The sequence below is a fragment of the Bradyrhizobium sp. ERR14 genome (assembly GCF_014198235.1).
Taxonomy (GTDB): domain Bacteria; phylum Pseudomonadota; class Alphaproteobacteria; order Rhizobiales; family Xanthobacteraceae; genus Bradyrhizobium.
Genome location: NZ_JACIHD010000003.1, coordinates 568,885 through 593,093 on the forward strand (window position 1 = coordinate 568,885; position 24,209 = coordinate 593,093).

The following is a 24,209-nucleotide window of genomic DNA, read 5'->3' on the forward strand; positions in this document are numbered from 1 at the left end:
GGCTGGCATCGACGTTCTGATTCTAAGGAAGATCGCCAATGACGCTCCGGCTGCGGATGACACTCGGCTTCACGATTATTGTGGCCGTCTTCATTGTCATGGTGGGCGCCACGATGTTCGCACTGACGGCTTTCCGGACGGAGGATAGCACGCTCGCAACCAACATGGCTGCACTTACTTCGTTGAAGAACGTCGAAACAGCTTTGCTGAGGGAAGAAGCCGCACTCGATGGCTATATAGCCGGAGCAGATAAAGCTCTAAAGGCAGACTTTGAGGGTCCGGCACGATCATCAACCGACGAAGCGTTCGCCGCTTCGTCGACCGTTCTGTCCGACCGCTCGTTGCTGGACGAACTCCACCAACGGATCTTGGCGTGGCGAAAGAAAACCGAGATTGATCTTCTGGCGCTCGCTCGCCAGCCCTCAACTCAAGAGGCCAAGGAAGCCGTTCATCAAACGATAGCAACTGTAGTCCACGCCATGCAGCAAGAAATAACGGCGGTCCAAGGGCGAAAGGAGCGCATGGCGGATCAGACTACCGCGATCGTACTGGGAGCCACAGCAGCAGCATTCGTGATTGCACTCTTGGCGGCAGGATGGTTGACCCGAACCGTGCAGCGACCGATCGTCGCCTTGACCGCGACAGTAGATGCGCTGGCCGCCGGTGACTTGACCGCGGTCGTAAGCGGCACCGAACGCAAAGACGAGATCGCGAGACTTGCACGCAGAATGGAGACCTTCCGGGCCAGCGCGATCGAGAATCGTCGTCTTCAGGAGGAGCAGGAAACATTGAAGCAACGTGCCTCCTCCGAGCGTGCCGACGTATTGCGAGGTACAGCGGACGCGCTAGACGGAAGGATTGCGGGGCTTATGGCCACGCTGACCGAACTCAGTTCGGCTCTGAACAACGCCGTATCGACAATGAGTACAGTTGCCGATCGTACCGCAGAACGCTCGAGCACCGCGACAAATGCCGCCGAGCAAACCACGGCACACGTTGAGTCAGTGGCTGCAGCAACCACGGAGCTGTTCGCCTCGGGCTCCGAAATCGGACGACAAGTGGCACTGTCATCCGAGATCTCGCACCAGGCGGCACAAGAGGCGGAGCAGGCAAATACCATAATGAACGGACTTGCCGACGCCGTCGGACGCATCGGAGAGGTTGTGCAATTGATCGAAGCAATTACATCCCAAACCAACTTACTAGCCCTGAATGCGACGATCGAGGCTGCCAAGGCGGGAGAAACGGGCAAGGGTTTCGCCGTCGTTGCTGGAGAGGTCAAGGCACTGGCAAATCAAACCAAGAACGCCACTCATGAGATTGCCACGCAAATTGTAGCGGTTCAGACCGAAACGAATGCTGCCGTGAGCGCTATCCGGCGGATATTCGACGTCATTAATCGGGTTGGCGAAACGACCACATCGATCGTGAGCATTCTCGACGAACAAAATGCTGCGATCGGCGACATCAGTCGCAGTGCCGAATCCGCTGCTGTCGGAGCTCGCGCGGTCGCTGGGCACGTGCTCGAAGTGTCCGGCGACGCGGCAACCAGCCGCGGAGCGGCCGATGACGTCGCGCGCACAGTTCAGGACCTGATGGATCGCAACCGTGCACTGGGCCAGGCTATCGCTGCGTTTGTCGACGAGATGCGCCAAGCTGCGCCTTAGCGCGCGATTGCGCCCGGGGGGCGGGACGATGGCGGAGTGGTGACGAGAACCTACGTGCTGCTCCCCGCCGCGGTCGCGACCACCGGCAGCACCTCGGCACTGGCACGATCCGGCGTCTCCTCCTTCCAGCGCACCGAACCGAACGGACGCTCCAGCATGCGGCGGATCCGCACCGGCTCGGGACCGATATGGAAATCGATCGCCTGCTGATGCAGCGCGCGTTCTGACTGGGTCGAGCGGTTGCGCTGGCGCAAATAGTCGAACCAGGTCGGGCAATGATAGCGCTCGGTCCACAATTCGGGGTCGGCGATGTCGCGGGCGATCGACCAGCCATAGGCGCCGTTGCGCTGCCGGGAGAGCTGCACGTCCTGCATCACGTTGTGGAACGCGCGCGCGTTCTCCTGGGCGACGCGATATTCGATCTCGACCACCAGAGGTCCGCTGCGTCCCGTCAGGGACAGCTTCACCTCGGGATCGGCCAGCACGTCGGCATCCTCGTTGCGGGCACCGACGCGCGGCATCGTCAGCCAGATCCCGAGCAACGGCGAGATCAGCATCAGGCCAGCCGCAGTCAGCAATGCGATCTCGACGCCGGCATAGTCGGTGAGATGGCCCCAGCCCCAGGCACCGATGGCGATGCCGCCCGAGATCGAGGCCTGGAACGCCGCGAGCGAGCGGCCGGCGACCCAGCGCGGCGCCGAGAGCTGCACGCCGATATTGAACAGCGCGATCGCGGCCATCCAGACCGCCCCGGCCAATACCAGCGCGGTCGCCGTCAGCACCGGCTCGGTGCTCAGGGCAAGCGCGGCCATCGCAAACGCCATCGAGATGGTGCAGGCGCGGATCGCAGCCTCGCCGCTCATGCGCTTGCGCAATTCGTGGATGTTGAGCGCACCGATCACGGCGCCCATGCCGAAGGCGCCCAGCATGATGCCGTAAGTCTGCGCACCGCCATGCAGCAGGTCGCGCGCGACCAGCGGCATCAGCGCCATGATGGCGCCGCCGATCAGGCCCATCACCAGCGTGCGCAACAGCACGATCTTGATCGGCGGTGAATTGGTGATGTAGCGGAAGCCCGAGACCATGGCGCGGTTGAGCTTTTCCCGCGGCAGGCGCGAGGGCTCGGTGCTGCGCCGCCACAGCAGCAGCACCACCAGCAGCGGCAGATAGAGGATCGCGTTACAGGCGAAAGCGGCCACCGCGCCGAGCGCGGCGACGATGACGCCGCCGACTGCGGGACCGAAGCTGCGCGCGATGTTGTAGCTGATGCCGTTCAAGGCGACGGCCGAAGGCAACGCATCGGGCGGCACCTGTTCGCTGACCGAAGACTGCCACGCCGGGCCGAACAGCGCGTTGCCGCTGCCGACCACGAAGCAGAAGGCGAGCAGCGTCTCCGGGGTGATGAGATTGAACCCTGCCAGCACCGTCAGTACCGTCGCGCCGGCGAGCGCGACCATCAGCGAGACCAGGGTGACGATGCGGCGGTCATACATGTCCGCGATGGCGCCGGCCGGCATCGAGATCAGCATGATCGGCAGCATCAAGGCAGTCTGCACCAGCGCCACCTTGTCCGCCGAGGCCGCCATCTGCGTCATCGCCCAGGCCGCGCCGACGCCCTGGATCAGGAGGCCGAGATTGGAGAGCAGGCTGGCGAGCCAGATGCGCCGGAACACCGTGTACCGCAGAGGCGCGGTGATGCCGTCGGCGGCGATTTTCTGGCGGTTCGTCTGCTCGGTCATATCCCCTTCCAAACGGGCTGGCAGAATGGTCTTGGAGTGATCCTGGGCGATTCCGGCAAATTCAGTGATGCCCGCGAAAGTCCTTCGCTGTCCAGTGGTTAGGCCGCTATAAGCAGTGCAAAGAGTTGGTTTGCCGGGAGGAACAAATGAAGCTGTCGCGACGGACGATCCTGCAGGGGGCCGGCAGCTTGCCTTTCGCAATTGCGAGCTTGCGGACCGGCGCATCGGCCCAATCCGCGCCCGCTGCGGCGCCGGGCACCGAGGTGCCGCCGATCCTATTCGTCCACGGCAATGGCGACTACGACGCGCTCTGGATGACGACCTTGTGGCGGATGGAATCCAACGGCATCGCGCGCGATCGCATGATGGCGATCAATTTCACCGATCCCAACGCGCGCAGCGACGACAAGGTCGAGCAGGCGAACCGCTCCTCGACCGAGGACCAGCGCCGCGAGCTCGCCGCTGCCATCGCTGAGCTGAAGCGCCGCACCGGCGCGGCGCGCGTGGCGCTGGTCGGCAGCTCGCGCGGCGGCTATTCGATCCGCAACGTGATCAAGAATGGCGGTGCCGGCGACGTCAGCCACGCGGTCTTGTGCGGCACGCCCAATCACGGCGTGTTCGCCACCGACGACCAGCCCAACAACGAGTTCAACGGCCGTGGCGTATTCCTGCGTGGCCTGAACGAGGGCGAGAGTGAGGTGACGCCGGGTGTCGCCTTCCTCACCTTGCGCAGCGACGGCATGGACAAATACGCCCAGGCCGACGGCCGCTTCATCGGCAAGCCCGGCACGCCGACCGGTGTCACCAATGAAGGGCCGGAGCTGAAGGGCGCCACCAATCTCGTGCTCGGCGCGCTCGACCATCGCGAGGTGGCATTCCACCCGCGCGCCTTCCGCGAGATCTACAAATTCATCGCGGGACGCGAGCCCGCGCGCATCGCGATCGTGCCGGAGCCAAGCGTCCGGCTGAGCGGCCTCGTCACGGGGACGCCGGGCGGCGTGCCGACCAATCGCCCGGTGGCGGGCGCAACCGTCGATATCTTCCGCGTCGATCCGGAAACCGGAGAGCGCAAGGGCGGTGCGCTGCACAGCGCGAAGACCGGTGCCGACGGCCGCTGGGGGCCGGCTCAGGTCGACCCCGCCTGGTCGCTCGAATTCGTGCTGGCATCGCCCGACACGCCGACGACGCACATCTACCGCTCGCCCTTCCCGCGCTCATCCGATGTCGTGCATTTGCGGGCCGCGCGCCCACTCGGGCCGGCCGACAAGGACGCAGGCGCGGTCGTGATCATGTCGCGGCCGAGGGGCTATTTCGGCCTGCCGCGGGACGTGGTGCTCTTCGACGGCAAGGAGCCGGCCGACGTCAAGCCAGGCGTGCCCACGGATGCGGCAGCAACCCTGCGGCTTCCCGCCAGCGAGGTTGGGCGTAACATTGTGGCCGAGTTCGGCGAAGAACGAATTGTGGCGCGCGCCTGGCCCGCCCTGGAGAACAGGATTGCGGTCGCCGAGCTGACTTATTAGCTATTTGCCTGCGTCACATCTTGCGGGAGAGAGCCATGAATATCGCCAGCGTGCGTAGGCCCATCATCCCCCCGGCTCCCCCGCGTGCGCCCGATGACATGTCGTTCTTCGGCCGGCTTGCCGTGATCCGGCGCAACATGATCGCGACATGGGGGCAGCCCGCCTATGAGGAAGAGGTCATCAAGGGCCGCTTCTTCCTTCGCAACAGCTTCATCCTGAATCAGCCGGATGCGATCCGGCACGTCCTGCTCAACAATTACGAGAACTATACGCGCACGCCGGCGGGCATCCGCATGCTGCGCCCGGTGCTCGGCGACGGGCTCCTGATCGCGGAAGGTCATTCCTGGACGTTCCAGCGCCGCACGCTCGCGCCGGCCTTCACGCCGCGCGCCACCGCCAACCTCGTGCCGCACATGACGGCGGTGCTCGACGAGACCATCGCGAAGCTCGATACGCAGACGGGCGCGCCGGTCGATCTGCGCGAAATCATGCAGCGCATGACGCTGGAGATCGCCGGGCGCACGATGTTCTCGTTCGGCATGGACCGGCATGGCGCGACCCTGCGCAATTTCATCATGGAATATGCGTCCCGGCTGGGACGGCCCTACTTCCTCGACATGCTGCTGCCGGTGTCGTGGCCGAGCCCGATGGATTTTGCCCGCGCCCGCTTCCGCAAGCGCTGGACCGAGTTCGTCGCCATGCTGATCGCCGAGCGGCGCGCCGCCGGCAAGAAGGACGGCGCGCCGCCGCGTGACCTGTTCGATCTCATGGACGTGGCGCGCGATCCGGAAACCGGCAAGGGCTTTTCCGACGAGCAGCTGGTCGACGAGGTCGCGACCATGATCCTGGCGGGTCATGAGACCACGGCGACGGCGTTGTTCTGGGCGCTCTATCTGCTCGCACTCGATCCGGAGACGCAGGAGGAGGTGGCGTCCGAGACAAGCGGCGAGCATCTCGACAGCATGGCCGACATCGATCGCCAGAAATTCACCCGCGCGGTAATCGACGAGACCATGCGGCTCTATCCTCCGGCCTTCCTGGTCGCGCGCGCCGCCCGCGAGAAGGACAATGCGGCCGGCGTCGAGATCGCCAAGGGCGACATCATCATGATCGCGCCTTGGCTTTTGCACCGGCACGAGAAGCTGTGGGATCAACCGAACGCGTTCATTCCAAAGCGCTTCATGTCGACGGAGGCGCCCGATCGCTTCGCCTATCTGCCGTTCGGCGCAGGTCCACGCGTCTGCATCGGCGCACCGTTTGCGCAAGCTGAATCCGTGCTGGCGCTGGCCCGGCTGATCGGCGCGTTCCGCGTCGAGCTCGCCGATCAGGCGGACCCCGTGATCCCGCTCGGCGTCGTCACGACCCAGCCGGACCACTCACCCATGTTCCGTATCACCCGTCGGTGACAGGCGATTGCCTGGCCGATGGCGTGATTCAACCAGCAGAGTCCCACGATGAGCGACATCCAGGCCCAGTTCTCCGTTCTGAAGCAGGCCGCCGACGCGAAGGTGGTCGATGCGATTGCGCGTCTGATCGAGGACGGCCAGGATCACGAGCTCAATCGCGTCAATGTCCTCGACTTCGCGACGCACCATGCCGTTGACGAAGAGCACGCGATCTCGGCGTTCCTGCACGCAGCACGGCTCGGGCTGTTCGATCTCGGCTGGAACGTGCTGTGTCCAGGCTGCGGCGGCGTGCTCGGCGCGCACACGACGTTGAAGGCGCTCAAGCCCGACGACTATCACTGCGCGCTCTGCGCCTGCGGCTACAAGGCCTCCGTCGACGATCAGGTCGAGGTGTCCTTCACCGTGAATCCGCGCGTCCGGCGCATCGCGGCGCATGACCCCGACACGCTGCCGGTGTGGGAGTATTTCAAGCAGGTGTTCTGGAGCTCCGGCGTCGACTTCAACAAGGAATCGTTCGCAACGCTGGCGAACGAGGTGACGCTGGATACGATGGAGTTGCCGGCCGGCGAGAAGGCGACCATGTCGCTGCAGCTGCCGAGTGACTTTGTCATCATCTTCGAGCCGGTCACGCACGCCGCCCATTTCATCGACGTCCAGGGCGAGCCGACCAAGGATCGTCAGCAGCTCGCCATCATGTACAACAAGGTGCAGGCCCCGACGGGGACCACGACCATGCGGCCGGGTCCGCTGCGGCTGTCGCTGGAGAACCAGGCCGGCGTGCGCGTGCTGCCGTCGGTGTTCATCGCGGCCGAGGCACTCCATCATCTCATCGGCAAGCGCAAGCCGTTCCTCACCGCCAAGCGGATGCTGTCGAACCAGACCTTTCGCGATGTCTTCAAGGCGGACAATCTCAGTCTCGACCAGCGGCTCCAGATCACGTCGCTCACCTTCCTGTTCACCGATCTGAAGGGCTCGACGGCGCTTTACGAGCGCGTCGGCGACCTCGCCGCTTTCGATCTCGTGCGTGCGCATTTCCATGCACTGCTCGAGATCATCTCCTCCGAGAAGGGCGCCGTGGTGAAGACGATCGGCGATGCCGTGATGGCGACCTTCATCCGTCCCGAGCATGCCATCGTCGCGGGCCTGCGGATGCGCGCGGCGATGGACCAGCTCAACAAGCGGCGCGGCACTGATGATCTCATCGTCAAGATCGGCATCCATGAAGGTCCCTGCCTCGCGGTGATGCTCAACGAGCGGCAGGATTATTTCGGCCAGACGGTCAACATCGCCGCGCGCGTGCAGAGCCTGTCGACCGCGCAGGAGATCCACATCACCGGCCCGGTGCTCGATGCGCCCGCGGTTGCGGAGGTGCTGGAGCAGCGCGCGATCAAGCCGATCCAGAAACAGGCAGCGCTGCGCGGCATCGCCGACAAGATGGTGGTGTACGAGATTCCGTGACGGAATTCCGCTGTCGTCCCTGCGAAAGCAGGGACCCATACCGCGTGATTTCTGGAATGGGCGGGATGGTGAGTCTTCGTCAATCCACAGGCTGTGGTTATGGGTCCCGGCGCCCGTGCGCAATTGCGCACTAGGCCGGGACGACAGCGAAGGGCCTGGCTTGCTACTCGCGTCCGATTCACAGCGGCCAGATTGCCGAAACGTAATGCAGCGCGCGGAACTGACGCACGTTGCGCCGGTTGAGTTTCCTGCTCATATAATGCTGGTAACGGCCGCGCTTCGCGGCTGTATCGATTTCGGTAGGATCTTATGCTCGACGGCCTGCGCCAATTCATCGCCGATATTGTTGCCCCCAATGACCAGAACCGCACGTTCGGTGACAGCGATTATCGGTTGGCGGCCACCGCGCTGCTGGTCCACGTAATCTCGCTCGACGGCCAGCCGAGCGCGGCCGAGCAGCGCAAGCTGCACAGCCTGATCGAAAGCCACTTTAAGCTCGATCGCGGCACTGCGGATCGTCTGATCGCGGACGCCACCCAGGTCGAGGGCGAGGCGGTGGACCTCTATCACTTCACCAGCGTCATCATGCGCTCGCTCGACGAAGAGGGCCGCAAGCGCATCGTCCGGATGATGTGGGAGCTGGTCTATGCCGACGGCCAGGTCTCCGAATTCGAAGACAATGTCGTCTGGCGCGCCTCCGACCTGCTCGGGATTTCCCAGCGCGACCGGATCGACCTGAAGCATACGGTGGCGGAGCGCGCTGGTGGTCAGGTGACGGACAGCGCCGTCGGCGGCTGATCCGCGCAAACCGGTGGATGGCCGGTTGTGCGGATCACATGACGAAACTTTAATGTAGCTGCCGGCCGTCCGGCTCCGGATTCGTCCGTAAAAACCCGGCTTTCCCGCTCCTCCTGTCGCCCGCTCAGGTGGCCATGCGGCCGACACCGCTTGCCTGTCGCGCACGGCTTATGCTCTCGTTCCGTCATTGCGGGGCCAAAAACTTCAATTCAAGAGACTTCGATCGTGGTTGAGCGGGTAACGTTGATCACCGGTGCTTCGGCGGGCATAGGTGCGGAGCTGGCGCGCGTGTTCGCCGCCAATGGACATCGTCTCGCTTTGACAGCGCGGCGCGCCGACCGTTTGGAGGCGCTCGCGAACGAGCTCGCCGCCAAAGGCGGCAAGAAGCCGATCGTGATCGCCTGCGATCTCGAGAACCCCGACGCCGGCGAGACCATCGCGGCGGCGCTCGCCGCCGAAAGCGTCGAGCTCGACCACCTCGTCAACAATGCCGGCTTCGGCGTGTTCGGCGATGCAATCGAGCGGGATCGCGACGAGCAGGTCGGGATTGTCGATGTCAACGTGCGGGCTCTGACCGATTTGTCGCTGCGCTTCGCCGATCAACTCATCAGGAACAAGGGCGGTCTTCTCAATGTCGGCTCGGTCGCGGGCTTCCTGCCCGGCCCCGGCATGGCGGTCTATTACGCGTCCAAGGCCTACGTGATTTCCTTCACCGAAGCGCTGCGGGCCGAGCTCGCGCCGCGCGGCGTTCGCGTCACCGTGCTTTGCCCGGGTCCCGTGCCCACCGAATTCCAGGCGCGCGCGGGCGTCGGCTCCGGACATGATACGGCCCTGCTAAATGTTTCGGCCGCCGATGTCGCGCAGGAGGCCTATCGTGGCCTGATGGCCAACAAACGGGCAGTGCTGCCTGGTCTCGGCATCAAGATTGTGCCATTCGCGCTGCGCTTCTTCCCGCGGGGCTTCATCCTGGCTGCCACCAGCCGATTCCAGAGGCAGAGGCATTAGCCCTCGAAGCTCCCGTATTGGCCCGGAGCTTGCTTGGGCTTCGATGTGTGCGCGAACTCACACGAAATTAACGATCGCTTAGTTATGCTGACGGTCTGAACCGATAGCACTCGCAGAGGCCATGTCGTTCCGGACGGACAGGTTTGGTAGCGCAGAAGTGGTGCCCTTCCCGAGAAGGACGCCAAGTGCCGTCGCCTCCGAAACCCAGTTGCCGGTTCTGATCATCCTGCACCAGGAATCCTCGACGCCGGGCCGTGTTGGCAATGCGCTGCGTGCGCTTGGCCATCGGCTCGACATCCGCCGTCCCCGCTTCGGCGATCCCCTGCCCGAGACGCTCGATCAGCATGCCGGCGCCGTGGTCTTCGGCGGCCCGATGAGCGCCAATGATTCCGACGACTATATTCGCCGCGAGATCGACTGGATCGAAATTCCGCTGCGCGAGCAGCGGCCATTCCTCGGCATCTGCCTTGGTGCCCAGATGCTGGCGATGCAGCTCGGCGCCCGCGTCGCGCCGCATGCCGATGCGCTGACCCAGATCGGCTACTACCCGATCCGGCCCACAGCCGCGGGCCACGCGCTCTGCCCGGCCTGGCCGGCCCAGGTCTATCACTGGCATCGCGAAGGATTTGAGCTGCCTGTCGGCGCCGAGCTGCTTGCAGAAGGTGACGATTTTCCGGTGCAGGCGTTCCGCACCGGCAATGCCTTCGGCGTGCAGTTTCATCCCGACGTGACCTACGCGATGATGCATCGCTGGACCACGCGCGGCTATGACGGCTTCAGCGCGCCCGGTGCGCGGCAGCGACATCATCATTTCGCCGATCGTGCCGTATACGATGTCGCGGAGCGCGCCTGGCTCGATCATTTCATCGACGGCTGGCTGGCGCGCCGGCCGGTGCTGGCGCAAGCCGCCGAGTGATCCGCGCGTTCGCGCGAAGCCCTTGCCTCATCCCTGGATATGCTAGGCTCGCTCCCCAACGAGCGCGCGAAATGCGCCGGCAGACAAAGGGAGAGCGTCATGGCCTACGACCACATTCTCTATGAGGTGAGCGACAAGATCGCGACCATCACGCTCAACCGTCCCGATCGCATGAATGCGTGGACGCCGGCCATGGAGCGCGACGTGCGCCATGCGATGGAAGCGTCAAACGCCGATGACAATGTCCGCGTCATCATCCTCACTGGCGCCGGCCGGGCCTTCTGTGCTGGCGCCGACATGGATGCTTTGAAGGGGCTCGACCCCGACGACGTCCGGCGCGCGTCGAACCTGCCGCCGTTCGACATGAACCGCCGTCCGGATTGGCAGACGCGCTACGGTTTCTATCCGTCGATCAAGAAGCCTGTGATCGCCATGCTCAACGGTGCGACTGCCGGCATCGGGCTCGTGCACGCGCTCTATTGCGACCTGCGCTTTGCCGCCGACAATACGGTGTTCACGACGGCCTTCGCGCGGCGCGGCCTGATTGCCGAGCACGGCATCAGCTGGATGCTGCCCCGCATCGTCGGTCATGCTAATGCGATGGATCTGCTGCTCTCGGCGAGGCGCGTGCCGAGCGACGAGGCGCTGCGGATCGGCCTGGTGAACCGGCTCTGCCCACCTGAGAAGCTTCGCGAGGAGACCTATGCCTATGCGCGCGATCTCGCCGATTTCGTCTCGCCGAGCGCGATGGCCGTGATCAAGCGCCAACTCTACGAGGTGCCGTTCCAGACGCTCGCGGAAGCAACCATCGAAGCCAACCGGGAGATGATGGTGGCGCTCGCCGGCAGCGATTTCCGGGAAGGGGTTGCGAGCTTCATGGAAAAGCGGCCGCCGCGGTTTACGGGGAGGTAGGGGGAGTATTCCTCAACCGGTCCGTCTTCGCCCTGCGGGCTTCGCCGGACACCACGCTTCGCCCTTCGAGCTCTGCGCGGCTGCGCCACGCGTAGCCCGAAGGGCGAAGCGTGGTGGAGCCAGGCGGGATCGAACCGCCGACCTCGTCATTGCGAACGACGCGCTCTCCCAGCTGAGCTATGGCCCCTTTGCTGGCCGCTCTGGTAAACGCGGCCGACAACCGGGCGCCATTTAAGTCCCCGCCAAGGTCAAGTCAAGGACGGGTGTCACCCGGTTTTAGCCATTCGGGGCGCGGACTTCCCTTGTTTGGGCGGGGGGGAACCGATATCTAGCAAAAGGCGTCAATCCCGACCGCAGCCAACGTTTTCAAAAGCCAGAGGCTTCAAAAGCCATGCGTGCCGTTCTCGACATCGTCATCATCGTGCTCGACCTCTACGTCTGGCTGCTGATCGCCTCCGCGATCCTGTCCTGGCTGATCGCCTTCAACGTCGTGAACACGCGCAACCAGTTCGTCTCGGCGGTGGCGGAGTTCCTGTACCGGATCACCGAGCCTGTGCTGGCGCCGATTCGCAATTTCCTGCCCAGTCTCGGCGGTCTCGACATCTCGCCGATCATCCTGATCCTGATCATCATGTTCATCGAGCGGGTGATCCTGTACTATATCTACCCCAACGTGATCTGAGCGGGCTGGAGCGCCTTGGTTGCAAACAAGGAGCCCTGGCGTTACTCGGCCGCAGGAATCAGCATCGCGCTGCGGGTGACGCCGCGCGGCGGTCGCGACGGCATCGACGGAATCGAGCAACTGGCCGACGGCCGCAGCGTGCTCAAGGTGAGGGTGCGAGCCATCGCCGACGGCGGCGAGGCCAACAAGGCCGTTTTGGTCCTGCTGGCGAAATCGCTGGGCGTCCCCAAGGCCGGCGTAAAGCTCCTGTCCGGAGCCACCTCGCGGCTGAAGCAGATCGCGGTCGACGGCGATCCGGCACGGCTCGGCGAAGCCCTGCGCCAGCTCGTCTCGGCCCAATCGAAAGACTGAGGGAACTGACATGACCGCCAAGATTATCGATGGAAAAATCATTGCCGCGGAACTCCGGGCCCGCGTCGCGGACGAGGTCGCCCGCGTCAAGCGCGAGCACAATCTGGTGCCGGGGCTGGCGGTCGTGCTGGTCGGCAGCGACCCCGCCAGCGAGGTTTATGTCCGCTCCAAGCACACCCAGACCCAGGCCGCCGGCATGGCCTCGTTCGAGCACAAGCTGCCGACCGACGTCTCGCAGGCGGAGCTTCTGGCGCTGGTCGCGAAGCTCAACCGCGATCCGGCCGTGCACGGCATTCTGGTGCAGCTGCCGCTGCCGAAGGGGCTGAACACCGAGGCCGTCGTCAACGCCATCGACCCCGCCAAGGACGTCGACGGGCTGCATCCGAACAATGCCGGCCGGCTCGCCGGCGGTTTCGAGGCGCTGTCGCCCTGCACGCCGCTCGGCTGCATCATCCTGACCAAGAGCATGCACGCCTCGCTCGAAGGCAAGAACGCCATCGTTATCGGCCGTTCCAATCTGGTCGGCCGGCCGCTGGTGCAATTGCTGCTGAACGAGAACGCCACGGTGACGATCGCGCATTCGCGCTCGCGTGACCTGCCCGGGCTCGTGAAGCAGGCCGATCTCGTCTATGCCGCGGTCGGAAGACCTGAGATGGTGCGCGGCGACTGGCTGAAGCCGGGGGCGACCGTGATCGACGTCGGCATCAACCGGATACCCAAAGAAGACGGCAAGACGCGCCTCGTCGGTGACGTCGCCTATCAGGAAGCGCTTGGGGTGGCCGGCGCGATCACGCCGGTGCCGGGCGGCGTCGGCCAGATGACCGTGGCGTGCCTGCTGGTCAACACGCTGCGTGCGGCCTGTGCGATCGCGGAGCTACCGAAGCCGGCGGTATAGGTCAGGTTCTCGTGCCCCGGACGCAGCGCAGCGCTTCTTCAGCGGTGCGCTGCTGAGCCGGGGCCCAGCGGCGACATGGGTCCCGGCTCAGCGTCGCGTCATTTCATGCCGCGCCGCCTCCGGGACACGGATGCTTCAGCCCTTCTTCTTCTTCTCGCGATCCATGCCTTCGAGGATCAGCTTGTGTGCGTCCTCCGGGCCGCCCCAGCGCAGGATCTTCACCCATTTGCCCTTCTCGAGATCCTTGTAGTGCTCGAAGAAGTGCTGGATCTGCTGCAGCGTGATGTCGGGCAGGTCGGAGTACGACTTCACCTTGTCGTAGCGCTGCGTCAGCTTCGACGACGGCACCGCCAGAATCTTCTCGTCGCCGCCGGCTTCGTCTTCCATGAACAGCACGCCGACCGGGCGCACGCTCATGACGGCGCCGGGAATGATGGCGCGGGTGTTGATGATCAGGACGTCGCAGGGATCGCCGTCATCCGACAAGGTGTGCGGGATGAAACCGTAGTTACCGGGGTAACGCATCGGCGTGTAGAGGAAGCGGTCGACCACCAGCGTGCCGGCCTCCTTGTCCATCTCGTATTTGATCGGTTCGCCGCCCACGGGGACTTCGATGAGGACGTTGACTTCGTGAGGTACGTTCTTCCCGATCGAGATCGCATCGATACGCATTCAAAGCTCCGTTATTGCCGAGGATAAATCGCGCCCGGCAGCGATTTGGCGCTGTCATACGCGGGCTTGGCCCGCTGATCCATCGCGTTTTTGTGAAATAATGAATCCGGAAGTCACCGGCTCAAAGGCAACGGTATCGACGGAAGGGAAACGCTGCCGCCTAGGCTTTCAGCAGCTCAATTGGTCCAAGCGAAGGCAACCTTGTCGAGCGACTTCGGCCCGAACCGCTCCGAGGAGCGGGCCACCATACGGCCCCCAAGCGCCCGGTAGAACTCGGTCGCGGGATCGTTGTCCGAGAGCGCCCACACCACCATGCTTTTCAGCCCGCTCTGCATCAGGTCGCGGCGGGCGGAGGCGAACAGGCGGCGGCCGAAGCCGAGGCCCTGGAATTCGGGGCGCAGGTACAGCTCGTAGATCTCGCCGTCGAAATGCAGGCTGCGGGCGCGATTACGGCCGTAATTGGCGTAGCCCGCGATCTTGTCGCCGAACACCAGCACGCTGACGCGGCTGCCCTTGCGGATCGCGCTGTCCCACCATTGCGGGCCGCGGCGGTTGATGAGCTTTTCCAGCTCGGCGCCGGGAATGATGCCCTGATAGGCGGAGCGCCACGCTTCGTCATGAGTCGACGCCACCGCAGTCGCATCTGCAGCTTTGGCCGGCCGGACCTCGATCAGGGTTGTGCTCATGGGCGCAATCAAACCAAGTCGCCGCGCCGGCGGCAAGACCTATCGTTAATTATCGGTTAACGTGTGGACTTTGTGCATCAGTATCTGAACCATGTTGTACCGAAAAAAGACAGGACGCCGACTCGAATGGCACCGGCGTGCCGTGTGTCGGTGCAAAACTCCCTCTGCGGCAACGAATGAAGGGCGAGGGCCACGCAGAAAGTCCGCCCATAGTGATTCGTTCCTACTAGTGTGACTGTCGCTGTTCGTGCTCGTCCTCGGCCATTCATGCGGCTTCTCAACATCTTCGCGCTCCTGACTCTGCTGGCCTTGCTGACTGCGCCGTCTCTGTGCGCTCAGGTCACGTTTGGCCCATCGGGCGAGGAGGGCGAACCGATTCGCCGACAAGCGTGGCGGGTGCCGTCGCCGGATACCGACATCGCTGCGCGTGCCCTGCTGTTTCGCCCCGCCGGGGCAGGTCCGTTCCGGCTTGCGGTCGTCGCACACGCCTCGACGCAGAACGTATTGCGTCGAGCGCAAATGCCGCAGCCGGAATATCGTCCGCTCGCCGCCTATCTCGTCGCGCGCGGGTTTGCCGTGCTGGTGCCGGAGCGGCTCGGCCATGGTGCGACCGGCGGCCGCTATGTCGAGGACCAGGGCGGCTGCGACGAGGCGGACTATGCGCGTTCGGGCCGTGCCACGGCCGAGGAAATCCGGCTCGCGATGGAGTTCTTGCGAAAGCAGGATTTTATCCGCAAGGACGCTGCCATCGTGATCGGCCATTCCGCCGGCGGCTGGGGTGCGCTGGCGCTCGCCAATGTCGATCCGAAGGCGATCGCCGCGATCACAGTGTTTGCGCCGGGGCGCGGCGGCCATGCCAATGATGAGCCGAACCGGATCTGCGCGCCACACACGCTTCTTGCCGCCGCTGCAGAGTTCGGCAAGGGCGCGCGCATTCCTGTCACATGGCTCGTTGCAACCAATGATAGCTATTTTGCGCCGGCGTTTTCAAAGGGCCTGGCCGACGCGTTTCGCGGCAGCGGCGGCAAGGTCGACTTCCGCACCTTGCCGGCCGTCGGCAGCGAGGGGCACTGGATGATCGAAAGTGAGGCCGGCGTCAAAGCCGCGAGCCGGGAGCTCGTGGGTGCGCTGAACCAGGGCAGGCCAACCGCGACCAAGAAGCCATGACGCTGTATTTCCTGGTCAAGTTTCTCCATGTGCTCGGCGCCATCGTCATCCTCGGCACCGGAACCGGCATTGCCTTCTTCATGCTGATGGCGCATCGCACCGACGATGCGGAGTTCATCGCGCGCACCGCTTCGGTCGTCGTCATTGCGGACGCAATCTTCACACTGTCGGCCGTGCTGCTCCAGCCGGTCACGGGCGGCTTGCTGATGTTGCTCTCGGCGATGCCGATCACCGAGCGCTGGCTGCTCGCCTCGCTCGTGTTGTATGTTGTCGCCGGCCTGTTCTGGATTCCTGTCGTGTTCATGCAGATCGAGATGCGCGATCTCGCGCGAAAGGCCGCGGAGCAGCACCGTGCATTGCCACAACGATACTTCGTCCTGTTTCGCCGCTGGTTCGCGTTCGGCTTCCCCGGCTTCGGCGCGACGATGCTGATCCTCTGGCTGATGGTTGCAAAGCCGTTTTGAGAGCCGTGATGAACCAGCGAACCATCCTGGTGCTCGGCGCCTCCGGCCTGATCGGCCGCTTCGTTACGGACGATCTTCGCGCGCGTGGCTTTCGCGCGCTTGGCATGGCGCGCAGCCTGTCGGCGGCGCAGAAGACGAGCGCGCTCGACATCGAGCTGCCGATCCTCTCGCTCGACGCGACCATGCTGACGCGGCTGTTGCGCGAGCATGCGGTGGATGTCGTCGTTAACTGTCTCGGCGTGCTCCAGGACGGCCCCGGCAGCGACACAGGTGCCGTGCATCGCGATTTCGTCGCTCGTCTGCTTGCGGCGATCACCAACAGCGGCCGCGCGATCCGCCTGGTGCACATCTCGATCCCCGGAGCGGCCGAAGCCGATCGCACCGCCTTCGCAACGACCAAGCGCGAGGCCGAGCGCCTGATCGCGGCCTCAGGCATTGCCCACGCCGTCCTGCGGCCCGGCTTCGTGGTCGCACCATCCGCCTATGGCGGCAGCGCCATGCTCCGCGCGCTCGCTGCCTTCCCGCTCGATCTGCCCGACAAGGAGATGGCGACGCCGTTCCAGCCCGTTTCAGTCGAGGATATCTCGGCCACCATCGGCTGGCTCACCGTGCGCGACATCGACGATGCCGCTGTCAAAGCCGTGAGCTGGGATCTGATGCAGGCTGAGCCGGTCACCATGGCCGGCGTCATCAAACAGTTCCGCCTTGCGTTCGGCACGGCCGCCTGGCCGCCTGTCGCGATGCCATCCTTCGTGCTCGATCTCGGCGCCAAGATCGGCGATCTCGCCAATTTCCTCGGGTGGATGCCGCCGATGCGCTCCACTGCCATCGCCGAGCTGCGCCGCGGCGTGCGGGGTGATCCCTCGGCATGGATCGCCGCCGCGGGCATCGCACCGAAGACGCTGGTGGATATGATTGGTCGTCATCCCGCGACCGTCCAGGACAAATGGTTCGCGCGGCTATTCCTGGTCAAGCCGCTGATCTTCGCCAGCCTCGTCGTGTTCTGGCTCGTCTCCGGCTTCATCGCGCTGTTCGTGTCCTACCGTGCCGCCGCCGACATATTGACGGCGCACGACTTCCCGCCCGCGCTGGTCGATCCCATCACCATCGGCACCAGCCTGATGGACATGAGCATTGGCGCGATGATTGCCTTTCGCCGCACCGCGGCGACCGGGCTCGTTGCTGGCATCACCGCCTCGCTCGGCTATATGTTCGGCGCGGCGGTCCTGACGCCCGATCTCTGGATCGAACCGCTCGGCGCGCTGGTGAAGACGGGGCCGGCGATCGTGCTGATGTTGGTGGCGCTCTTGATGCTGGATAATCGCTGATGCCCAAATGGCCCGATGACGACGTGATCCTGTTCGATGGGGTCTGCGTCTTCTGCTCGCGCTGGGTCCGCTTCGTCGCGCAGCGCGACACGGCGAAGCGGTTTCGCTTCACGCCGATCCAGTCGGAGTATGGCGCCCGGCTCGCGCAGACGTTCGGCATCGACCCCGATGATCCCGACACCAATGCCGTGGTTCATGGTGGTGAGGTGTACATGAAGTCGGATGCAGCGTTGACGGTGCTGTCGCGACTCCCGGGCTGGGGTTGGGTGCGCGTGCTGTTCACCGTACCGAAGCCGCTGCGGGACCCGGTGTACAGCCTCATCGCGCGCAACCGCTACCGCATCTTCGGCAAGTATGACGCGTGTTTCGTGCCCGATGCGGATTTGCGGGCGAGGGTGATCGAGTGACGCGACAGCGGCACCACAAGATTGGTGTCGTCCCGGCGAGCGCCGGGACCCACCACAGAGCGGAGTTTGGCGAAGACTGGAAGTTAGGGTCAATCCGCGGTACGCGCACCACGCGTGACTGAAAGATCACGCGGTGGGTCCCGGCGTTCGCCGGGACGACATTGGTGGGGAGGTTAGCGCTTGCCGATTGCCGCCAGCACTTCCTTCGCCGCCCGTTCCCCGCTGTCCCGCGCTCCGTGCGCGGTCGTGAAGAAGGTTGGCGACGTCGCCTCGCCGGCGAAGAACAGCCGGCCATCGACCGGCGCGGCCAGCACGGCGCGGTCGCCGGCATGGCCAGGCAGCGCGTGCGAGTATGAGCCGCGGGCAAACGGATCATGCGCCCAGCGCGACTCGGCGAGCGGCTTCAGCTTGCGGCGGATGTCGTTGCCGAGAAAGCCGGCGATCTCGTCGATGCTATGGGCGGCGATGGCGCCGTCGCCGGAATCTTCCAGCGCGCGGGCGAAGCTGCCGCCGAAGAAGCCTTCGATGCAGGGCTGGCCGAACGGGCGGATATGGTAGGTGCCCATCGCGGTGCGCATGGTGGCGCCGCGCAGGTTTGCTTCCTTGGGAAAGGCTTCGGCGTCCTCGAGCGCGAGCGTCACCTTGTCGTCGACGCCGAGCGGCAGGCCCGCTGCCGCGTCGACCTTGGACCGTAACGGCGGCGAAAAGCGGGTCGTCTCATCGGCAATCAGATTGGTCGGCACGGTGACGATCACCTTGTCCGCGGTCAGCGTGCCCTGCGACGTCTCGATGCGGACCCGCGGGCCGGAATGATCGATCAGCGCGACGTTGCAGTTCAACGCCACCGGACAGGGCGCGCCATAGGCCGCAACAAGCGCGCCATAGCCGCGACGGACGCGCCAGTTGAGACCAGAATCCTCATAGGCGTCCCAGTCCAGCGTCGACATGTCCTTGAGTTCGCAGCCGTTGATATAGGTCGAGATCGCGTCGATCATGGGATTCCAGCGATTGCCCGCCTCGAGGCTCCGGCTCGCAGGCTCGTCCTTGCCCGTCTGCGCGGCTTCCCAGAGGCGCTCATAGAACGCGTCCATCGCGCGCATGAAATCGTCGCGCTCGCCTTGCGGAAACGCGTTGCCATAGGCGCGCTCGCGCCAGGGCGGCAGGTCCTTGTTGAGCTCGAAACCGAGCCGCTGCGCGATCGAAACGAAGGAGTTCTTGTCCGCCGAGTGCAGCCAGCCGCAGCCGACGTCGAAGGTCACGTCAGGTGAGGCCTGTACGGTCCAGGCGCGGCCGCCGAGCCTGTTCCGTGCCTCCAGTACGATCGCGGAGAGACCGGAGCCCGCCAGCGCGTGTGCAGCGCCGAGGCCGGCGGCACCGGCGCCGACGATCGCGACGTCCACGGAGGAGGGGAGGGAGGTCATGGGCGGGCTCTAGCACGTTCGCTGGGTGTGCTGAAGCCGGACGGATAAACGCTTTTGTAGGGTGGGCAAAGGCGCTCTTGCGCCGTGCCCACCATCGTCCATTGGTGGGCACGCTTGCGCTTTGCCCACCCTACGGCACTACGGAGAACGGTGGCCTTACGCCACCGCTTCCTTGGCCTTCTCCGCGCGCTTGCGCTCGTTGGGGTCGAGGTGCTTCTTGCGCAGGCGGATCGACTTCGGCGTGACCTCGACCAGCTCGTCGTCCTCGATATAGGCGAGCGCCTTTTCCAGGGTCATGCGGATCGGCGGGGTCAGGCGCACGGCTTCGTCCTTCGAGGTCGTGCGGATGTTGGTGAGCTGCTTGCCCTTGAGCACGTTGATCTCGAGATCGTTGTCGCGGGTGTGCTCGCCGACGATCATGCCCTTGTAGACCTTCCAGCCCGGCTCGATCATCATCGGGCCGCGGTCTTCCAGCTTGAACATGGCGTAGGCCACCGCATCGCCCTGGTCGTTGGAGATCAGCACGCCGTTGCGGCGGCCCTGGATCTCGCCCTTGTACGGCGCATAGCCGTGGAACAGGCGGTTCATGATCGCGGTGCCGCGGGTGTCGGTGAGCAGCTCGCCCTGGTAGCCGATCAGGCCACGGGTCGGCGCGTAGAACACCAGGCGCTGACGGTTGCCGCCCGAGGGCTTCATCTCGATCAGCTCGGACTTGCGCTCGCTCATCTTCTGCACGACGACGCCGGAGTGCTCCTCGTCGACGTCGATCACGACTTCCTCGATCGGCTCCATGGTGGCGCCGGTGGCTTCGTCCTTCTGGAACACGACGCGCGGGCGCGACACCGAGAGCTCAAAACCCTCGCGGCGCATGGTCTCGATCAGGATCGCGAGCTGCAATTCGCCGCGGCCCGAGACTTCCATCGCGTCCTTGTCGGAGGCTTCGACGACGCGCAGCGCGACGTTGCCTTCGGCTTCGCGCAACAGACGGTCGCGGATCATGCGGCTCGTCACCTTGTCGCCTTCGGTGCCGGCGAGCGGGGAGTTGTTGACGATGAACGACATCGACACGGTCGGCGGATCGATCGGCTGCGCCGGCAGCGGCACTTCGACGGTCGGATCGCAGAAAGTGTCGGCGACGGTGCCCTTGGTCAGGCCGGCAATGGCGACGATGTCGCCGGCTTCGGCTTCATCGAGCGGCGTGCGCTCGAGGCCGCGGAACGCCAGGATCTTGGTGATGCGCCCGGATTCGACCAGCTTGCCCTCGGCGTTGAGCACCTTGACCTGCTGGTTCGGCTTGAGGATGCCGGAGGAGATGCGGCCGGTGATGATGCGGCCGAGATAGGGGTTGGCCTCCAGGATGGTGCCGATCATCCTGAACGGACCTTCCTCGACCTTCGGCGGCGCGACGTGGCGCAGGATCAGGTCGAACAGCGGCTCCATGCCCTTGTCCTTCGGGCCCTCCGGGCTGTCAGCCATCCAGCCCTGCTTGGCCGACCCGTAGAGGATCGGGAAGTCGAGCTGCTCCTCGCTGGCATCGAGCGCCGCGAACAGGTCGAACACCTCGTTGATGACTTCGGTCGGGCGCGCGTCGGGGCGGTCGACCTTGTTGATGACGACGATCGGCTTCAGGCCGACCTTGAGCGCCTTGGAGACCACGAACTTGGTCTGCGGCAGCGGGCCTTCGGCAGCGTCCACCAGCACCAGGGCGCCGTCCACCATGTTCAGGATGCGCTCGACCTCGCCGCCGAAATCGGCGTGGCCGGGGGTGTCGACGATGTTGATGCGGGTGTCCTTCCACTGCACCGAGGCCGCCTTGGCCAGGATGGTGATGCCGCGTTCGCGCTCCAAATCGTTGGAGTCCATGGCGCGATCGGTCACCTTCTGGTTCTCGCGGAACGTGCCGGACTGCTGGAGGAGTTTGTCGACCAGGGTCGTCTTGCCGTGGTCGACGTGAGCGATGATGGCGACGTTACGGAGGTTCATGAGTGAGCTTCTTTGGTTCGAACAATGGGTTAAGCGCGATCTCGCCGGTCGGACCGGGACCTCTTCTCGAAACAACGCTGGAAGACTGGAAACGGGGCGCTCTCCGCCCAAAAAGGAAGCCCGGCCATATCGACCGGGCAGCCTACGCGTTGCGGCGCAATATATGCAAAAACCGCCAAAAAACAATGCGTTCTTTGGGCCTTGGTTGACTGAATTTTGCCCGGGAATCTCCGGGGGTTAGCTCCCGTTCCGGGCCGGCGGGGCCTTTCGCCCCATGATGGCCGCCCAGATCAAGACGACGCCTCCGATGCCGATGACCAGTCCCAAAAAGACCAGCGACGCGATGTCGGCGGGGATCTGGCCACCCTCGACCACCGACATTCCGCCGAACAGGAGCGCGCAGAGCCCCGGCAGCAGCATGAAGATTCCGGCGATCGCCATCAGCGCGGTCAGGCAGCCGCTGCGTGCCTCGCCGGGTGTCGGGACGGGCGGCAGAACCGGCGGTGGCGTATCGCTCATTGTGATGCCTCCTCGCTTTGCCTTGCCGCGCGATAAGTCTGCCCTTCGAGCGCCGCGCGGATGCCGTCGATCTTGCCGTTGCGGTAGAACAGATTGTAGGTGTCGAACGGAATGATCGCGCCCTGCTCCGTCACGAAATGGATGCAGCTGCGCTTGACGTTGCCGACGCAGAAATTGAAGCGGTCCAGAAACTGCACGATGGTGACGCGGAACACGTTCTCGTAAGAGAGTCCCTCCGGGACCTGAAAGCTCGGCAGGCAGCACAACAGCTCGCAGACGCGCTCGCTCGTGTTCAGCGGGCCCGACGATAGCGAGAACAGATCGACGAATTTTTCCCGCAGCACTGGATATTTCTCAGGGCTGATCGTGTTGGGCATCACCGCAACCAGCTGCTCCTGCGGGATCAGCGAGGTCAGCGGCAGCACCTTCTCGCCATTGCGCAGGCCATAGCCGATCGAGATGCTTTCGGGATTGCAGGGCAGCGGGATCATGTCCTTGTCGCCGAACACGCCGGTCTCGATCACGCGCTTGCGGATCTCCGACAGCATGATGCGGTCGGTTTTCTCATCGAAATTCTCGTTGCGGCCGGCGTCCTGCACCGGCTGCAGCGTGACGCCGCGCACGCATCTCCACGTCAGCGCGTGGCGAACGATGTCGCCGATTTCGGAATCGTTGACGCCGCGCTTGATGGTCGCGACCAGTGTGGTCGACACGCCAAAATGCTCGAGATTTTCCAGCGCCTGCTGGCGGATTTTTCGCAAATCCGCGCCGCGCAGGTCGATCAGCGCATCGCGCTGCAGTGAATCGAACTGGAGATAGACCTCCAGCCCGCGCCTGTTCTCGGCGAGCCGCGCCACGAAATCCTTTTCGCGGGCGATGCGCAGGCCGTTGGTGTTGATCATGACGTGGCGGATCGGGCGGGCGCGCACGGCATCCAGGATCTCGAAGAAATCAGGATGCAGCGTCGGCTCACCGCCGGAAATCTGCACGAGATCGGGCTCGCCCTCGCTTGCGACCAGCGCGTCCAGCATCTTCTCGATCGCCGCGAGCGGGGTGAATTTCGTGCGTGCGGGCGAGGATTCGGCGAAGCAAACCGGGCAGGTGAGGTTGCAGTGCTCGGTGATCTCGATCAGCGCCAGGCAGGAATGCTGCTCGTGGTCGGAACAGAGACCGCAATCATAGGGACAGCCGAATTCCGTGCGCTGCTGGAATTGCAGCGGCCGGTCGCCGGGCTTGATGAAATCCTTGCACAGGCGCCAATAGGCGGCATCAGTCGACACCAGCGTCGACTGGACGCCGTGCTCCCTGCAGCGCTTTTCGTACCAGACCTCGTTGTCGTGGATCTGGATCTTGGTCGGCACCAGCTTCAGGCAGGTCTCGCAAAGAGATTGGGTCTGGCCCCAGAAAATATAGGGCCGCGACTTACGCAACGGCGCGTTCATGCAAGTATCTCGTTTTGTAAGCGTCTCGCTTTGGGCGCCGTCGCCAGCATGACGCCGGCGTAGAGCAAAATGGACAGCGACAGCAGGTGAAACAGGGTGAAGGGGATCAGCGTGCCGTAGGGCTTGAGGAATTCCCACAGGAAGCGTTGCGCTCCATAATAGACGAGAACCAGGTAGAAACCATTGGTGATCACAAAGGCGTTCCGGTTCACGACCGCCAGCACATAGAGCAGCGCGAATACGGCCATGGCCGCGCTCTCATAGAGCTGCACGGGATGGCGCAGAATGCCGTCGCCGAAATCATGGGCCCATGGCAGCGCCGTCGGCGTGCCGTAGGTGAAATCGTCGAGGCCCGCGAAGTAGCAGCCGAGCCGGCCGATCGCGATGCCCAGCGCCAGCGGCAGCGCAAAACGGGCACCGGTTCGCGCGGCGATCCCCGCGGACCATTTGTAGAGCTCGATCGCCACGATGCCGCCGGCCAGCGCGCCCTCGACCGAGCGCGCAATGCCGCTCTCGCCCGACAGCCACAGATTGGCGGAACCGAACAGATAGGCGCCGAGGCCCGCGCCGAACACCAGCGCGGCGACATAGGGCAGCTGGAAGGATTGCGCCGGAAACTGCAGGCGCTGTCGCGACAGCCAGTAGACGGCCGCCGCCGCCGCCAGCCATGCCAAGACGTCGAAGATGGTGTGTAGGAAAGCCCCGCTCATGCCGGGGGATATTAGCCCAGGTTCCGGCCGAGCGGGATAGTGCGCCTGCTCGTTCTCCACG

General features: G+C 64.5%; 23 protein-coding genes and 1 tRNA gene. 15 read left to right on the forward strand and 9 right to left on the reverse strand.

The annotated features are described in order from the left end of the window. Positions 1–38: 38 nt before the first annotated feature. On the forward strand, positions 39–1,667 hold the full coding sequence (locus tag GGD62_RS12475) for a methyl-accepting chemotaxis protein (protein ID WP_183708678.1): 1,629 nt from the start codon (positions 39–41) through the stop codon (positions 1,665–1,667). A 50-nt stretch (positions 1,668–1,717) separates the two neighbouring features. Here the strand turns inward: GGD62_RS12475 and GGD62_RS12480 are convergent, their stop codons facing one another. Next, positions 1,718–3,406: an MFS transporter gene (locus GGD62_RS12480; RefSeq protein ID WP_183708679.1), complete on the reverse strand. Its 1,689-nt coding sequence runs from the start codon at positions 3,404–3,406 to the stop codon at positions 1,718–1,720. 146 nt (positions 3,407–3,552) lie between these two features. On the opposite strand from GGD62_RS12480, the gene GGD62_RS12485 reads away from it, so the two are divergent. The 7 genes from GGD62_RS12485 (at position 3,553) to GGD62_RS12515 (ending at position 11,421) form a co-directional block, all read left to right on the forward strand. After that, positions 3,553–4,926 (forward strand): hydrolase, encoded by a 1,374-nt coding sequence (locus tag GGD62_RS12485; RefSeq protein ID WP_183708680.1) that lies wholly within the window; start codon positions 3,553–3,555, stop codon positions 4,924–4,926. A 35-nt stretch (positions 4,927–4,961) separates the two neighbouring features. After that, positions 4,962–6,332: a cytochrome P450 gene (locus GGD62_RS12490; RefSeq protein WP_183708681.1), complete on the forward strand. Its 1,371-nt coding sequence runs from the start codon at positions 4,962–4,964 to the stop codon at positions 6,330–6,332. A 48-nt stretch (positions 6,333–6,380) separates the two neighbouring features. Next, positions 6,381–7,790, forward strand: coding sequence for an adenylate/guanylate cyclase domain-containing protein (locus GGD62_RS12495; RefSeq protein WP_183708682.1), 1,410 nt, complete (start codon positions 6,381–6,383; stop codon positions 7,788–7,790). Between the two features lie 309 nt (positions 7,791–8,099). Further along, positions 8,100–8,588 (forward strand): TerB family tellurite resistance protein, encoded by a 489-nt coding sequence (locus GGD62_RS12500; RefSeq protein ID WP_018318970.1) that lies wholly within the window; start codon positions 8,100–8,102, stop codon positions 8,586–8,588. 225 nt (positions 8,589–8,813) lie between these two features. Next, the gene (locus tag GGD62_RS12505) at positions 8,814–9,593 is read left to right on the forward strand and encodes an SDR family oxidoreductase (RefSeq protein ID WP_183708683.1); all 780 of its coding nucleotides are present in this window, start codon (positions 8,814–8,816) and stop codon (positions 9,591–9,593) included. A 121-nt stretch (positions 9,594–9,714) separates the two neighbouring features. Next, positions 9,715–10,509 carry a glutamine amidotransferase gene (locus GGD62_RS12510; protein WP_092261489.1) on the forward strand — a complete coding sequence of 265 codons (795 nt, stop codon included), beginning with the start codon at positions 9,715–9,717 and terminating at the stop codon, positions 10,507–10,509. A 99-nt stretch (positions 10,510–10,608) separates the two neighbouring features. Continuing rightward, entirely contained in the window at positions 10,609–11,421 is an 813-nt protein-coding gene (locus GGD62_RS12515; protein WP_183708684.1) for an enoyl-CoA hydratase, read from the forward strand. Between the two features lie 111 nt (positions 11,422–11,532). On the opposite strand, the gene GGD62_RS12520 is transcribed toward GGD62_RS12515, so the two are convergent. Beyond that, positions 11,533–11,608, reverse strand: a tRNA-Ala gene (locus tag GGD62_RS12520). A gap of 204 nt (positions 11,609–11,812) precedes the next feature. On the opposite strand from GGD62_RS12520, the gene GGD62_RS12525 reads away from it, so the two are divergent. The 3 genes from GGD62_RS12525 to folD are packed head-to-tail and all read left to right on the forward strand — an operon-like array spanning position 11,813 to position 13,349. Further along, a complete protein-coding gene (locus tag GGD62_RS12525; RefSeq protein WP_018318966.1) occupies positions 11,813–12,103 on the forward strand; it encodes a YggT family protein in 291 nt (96 codons plus the stop codon). Between the two features lie 15 nt (positions 12,104–12,118). Continuing rightward, complete coding sequence (locus GGD62_RS12530) at positions 12,119–12,454, forward strand: DUF167 domain-containing protein (protein WP_018318965.1); 336 nt, start codon at positions 12,119–12,121, stop codon at positions 12,452–12,454. A gap of 10 nt (positions 12,455–12,464) precedes the next feature. Then, a complete protein-coding gene (gene folD / locus GGD62_RS12535; RefSeq protein ID WP_183708685.1) occupies positions 12,465–13,349 on the forward strand; it encodes a bifunctional methylenetetrahydrofolate dehydrogenase/methenyltetrahydrofolate cyclohydrolase FolD in 885 nt (294 codons plus the stop codon). A gap of 135 nt (positions 13,350–13,484) precedes the next feature. Here folD and ppa read toward each other — a convergent pair whose 3' ends face one another. Both ppa and GGD62_RS12545 read right to left on the reverse strand, forming a co-directional pair. Further along, positions 13,485–14,021, reverse strand: coding sequence for an inorganic diphosphatase (ppa, locus tag GGD62_RS12540; protein WP_018318963.1), 537 nt, complete (start codon positions 14,019–14,021; stop codon positions 13,485–13,487). Positions 14,022–14,197: 176 nt separating this feature from the next. Beyond that, a complete protein-coding gene (locus tag GGD62_RS12545) occupies positions 14,198–14,707 on the reverse strand; it encodes a GNAT family N-acetyltransferase (RefSeq protein ID WP_018318962.1) in 510 nt (169 codons plus the stop codon). Positions 14,708–14,974: 267 nt separating this feature from the next. Between GGD62_RS12545 and GGD62_RS12550 the strand changes: the two genes are divergently transcribed. Genes GGD62_RS12550 through GGD62_RS12565 form a run of 4 tightly spaced genes read left to right on the forward strand, consistent with a single transcriptional unit; the run spans position 14,975 to position 18,073 of the window. Next, a complete protein-coding gene (locus tag GGD62_RS12550) occupies positions 14,975–15,874 on the forward strand; it encodes a dienelactone hydrolase family protein (RefSeq protein ID WP_183708686.1) in 900 nt (299 codons plus the stop codon). Then, a complete protein-coding gene (locus tag GGD62_RS12555) occupies positions 15,871–16,338 on the forward strand; it encodes a DUF2269 domain-containing protein (protein WP_018318960.1) in 468 nt (155 codons plus the stop codon). The genes GGD62_RS12550 and GGD62_RS12555 overlap by 4 nt, the downstream gene beginning before the upstream one ends. Positions 16,339–16,346: 8 nt before the next feature. Further along, positions 16,347–17,666, forward strand: a complete 1,320-nt coding sequence (locus tag GGD62_RS12560) for an SDR family oxidoreductase (protein WP_183708688.1) — start codon at positions 16,347–16,349, stop codon at positions 17,664–17,666. Continuing rightward, the gene (locus GGD62_RS12565) at positions 17,666–18,073 is read left to right on the forward strand and encodes a thiol-disulfide oxidoreductase DCC family protein (RefSeq protein WP_018318958.1); all 408 of its coding nucleotides are present in this window, start codon (positions 17,666–17,668) and stop codon (positions 18,071–18,073) included. The genes GGD62_RS12560 and GGD62_RS12565 overlap by 1 nt, the downstream gene beginning before the upstream one ends. Before the next feature lie 173 nt (positions 18,074–18,246). Here the strand turns inward: GGD62_RS12565 and GGD62_RS12570 are convergent, their stop codons facing one another. From GGD62_RS12570 to GGD62_RS12590, 5 genes are all read right to left on the reverse strand, one after another. After that, positions 18,247–19,494, reverse strand: a complete 1,248-nt coding sequence (locus GGD62_RS12570) for an NAD(P)/FAD-dependent oxidoreductase (RefSeq protein ID WP_179732380.1) — start codon at positions 19,492–19,494, stop codon at positions 18,247–18,249. A gap of 156 nt (positions 19,495–19,650) precedes the next feature. Then, the gene (gene typA / locus GGD62_RS12575) at positions 19,651–21,477 is read right to left on the reverse strand and encodes a translational GTPase TypA (RefSeq protein WP_179732378.1); all 1,827 of its coding nucleotides are present in this window, start codon (positions 21,475–21,477) and stop codon (positions 19,651–19,653) included. A 237-nt stretch (positions 21,478–21,714) separates the two neighbouring features. Continuing rightward, positions 21,715–21,996 (reverse strand): hypothetical protein, encoded by a 282-nt coding sequence (locus tag GGD62_RS12580; protein WP_183236484.1) that lies wholly within the window; start codon positions 21,994–21,996, stop codon positions 21,715–21,717. Then, positions 21,993–23,438: a radical SAM protein gene (locus GGD62_RS12585; RefSeq protein WP_183708690.1), complete on the reverse strand. Its 1,446-nt coding sequence runs from the start codon at positions 23,436–23,438 to the stop codon at positions 21,993–21,995. The genes GGD62_RS12580 and GGD62_RS12585 overlap by 4 nt, the downstream gene beginning before the upstream one ends. Continuing rightward, positions 23,435–24,148: a prolipoprotein diacylglyceryl transferase gene (locus GGD62_RS12590; protein WP_183708692.1), complete on the reverse strand. Its 714-nt coding sequence runs from the start codon at positions 24,146–24,148 to the stop codon at positions 23,435–23,437. Before GGD62_RS12590 ends, GGD62_RS12585 begins: the two co-directional genes overlap by 4 nt. Between the last annotated feature and the right edge of the window lie 61 nt (positions 24,149–24,209).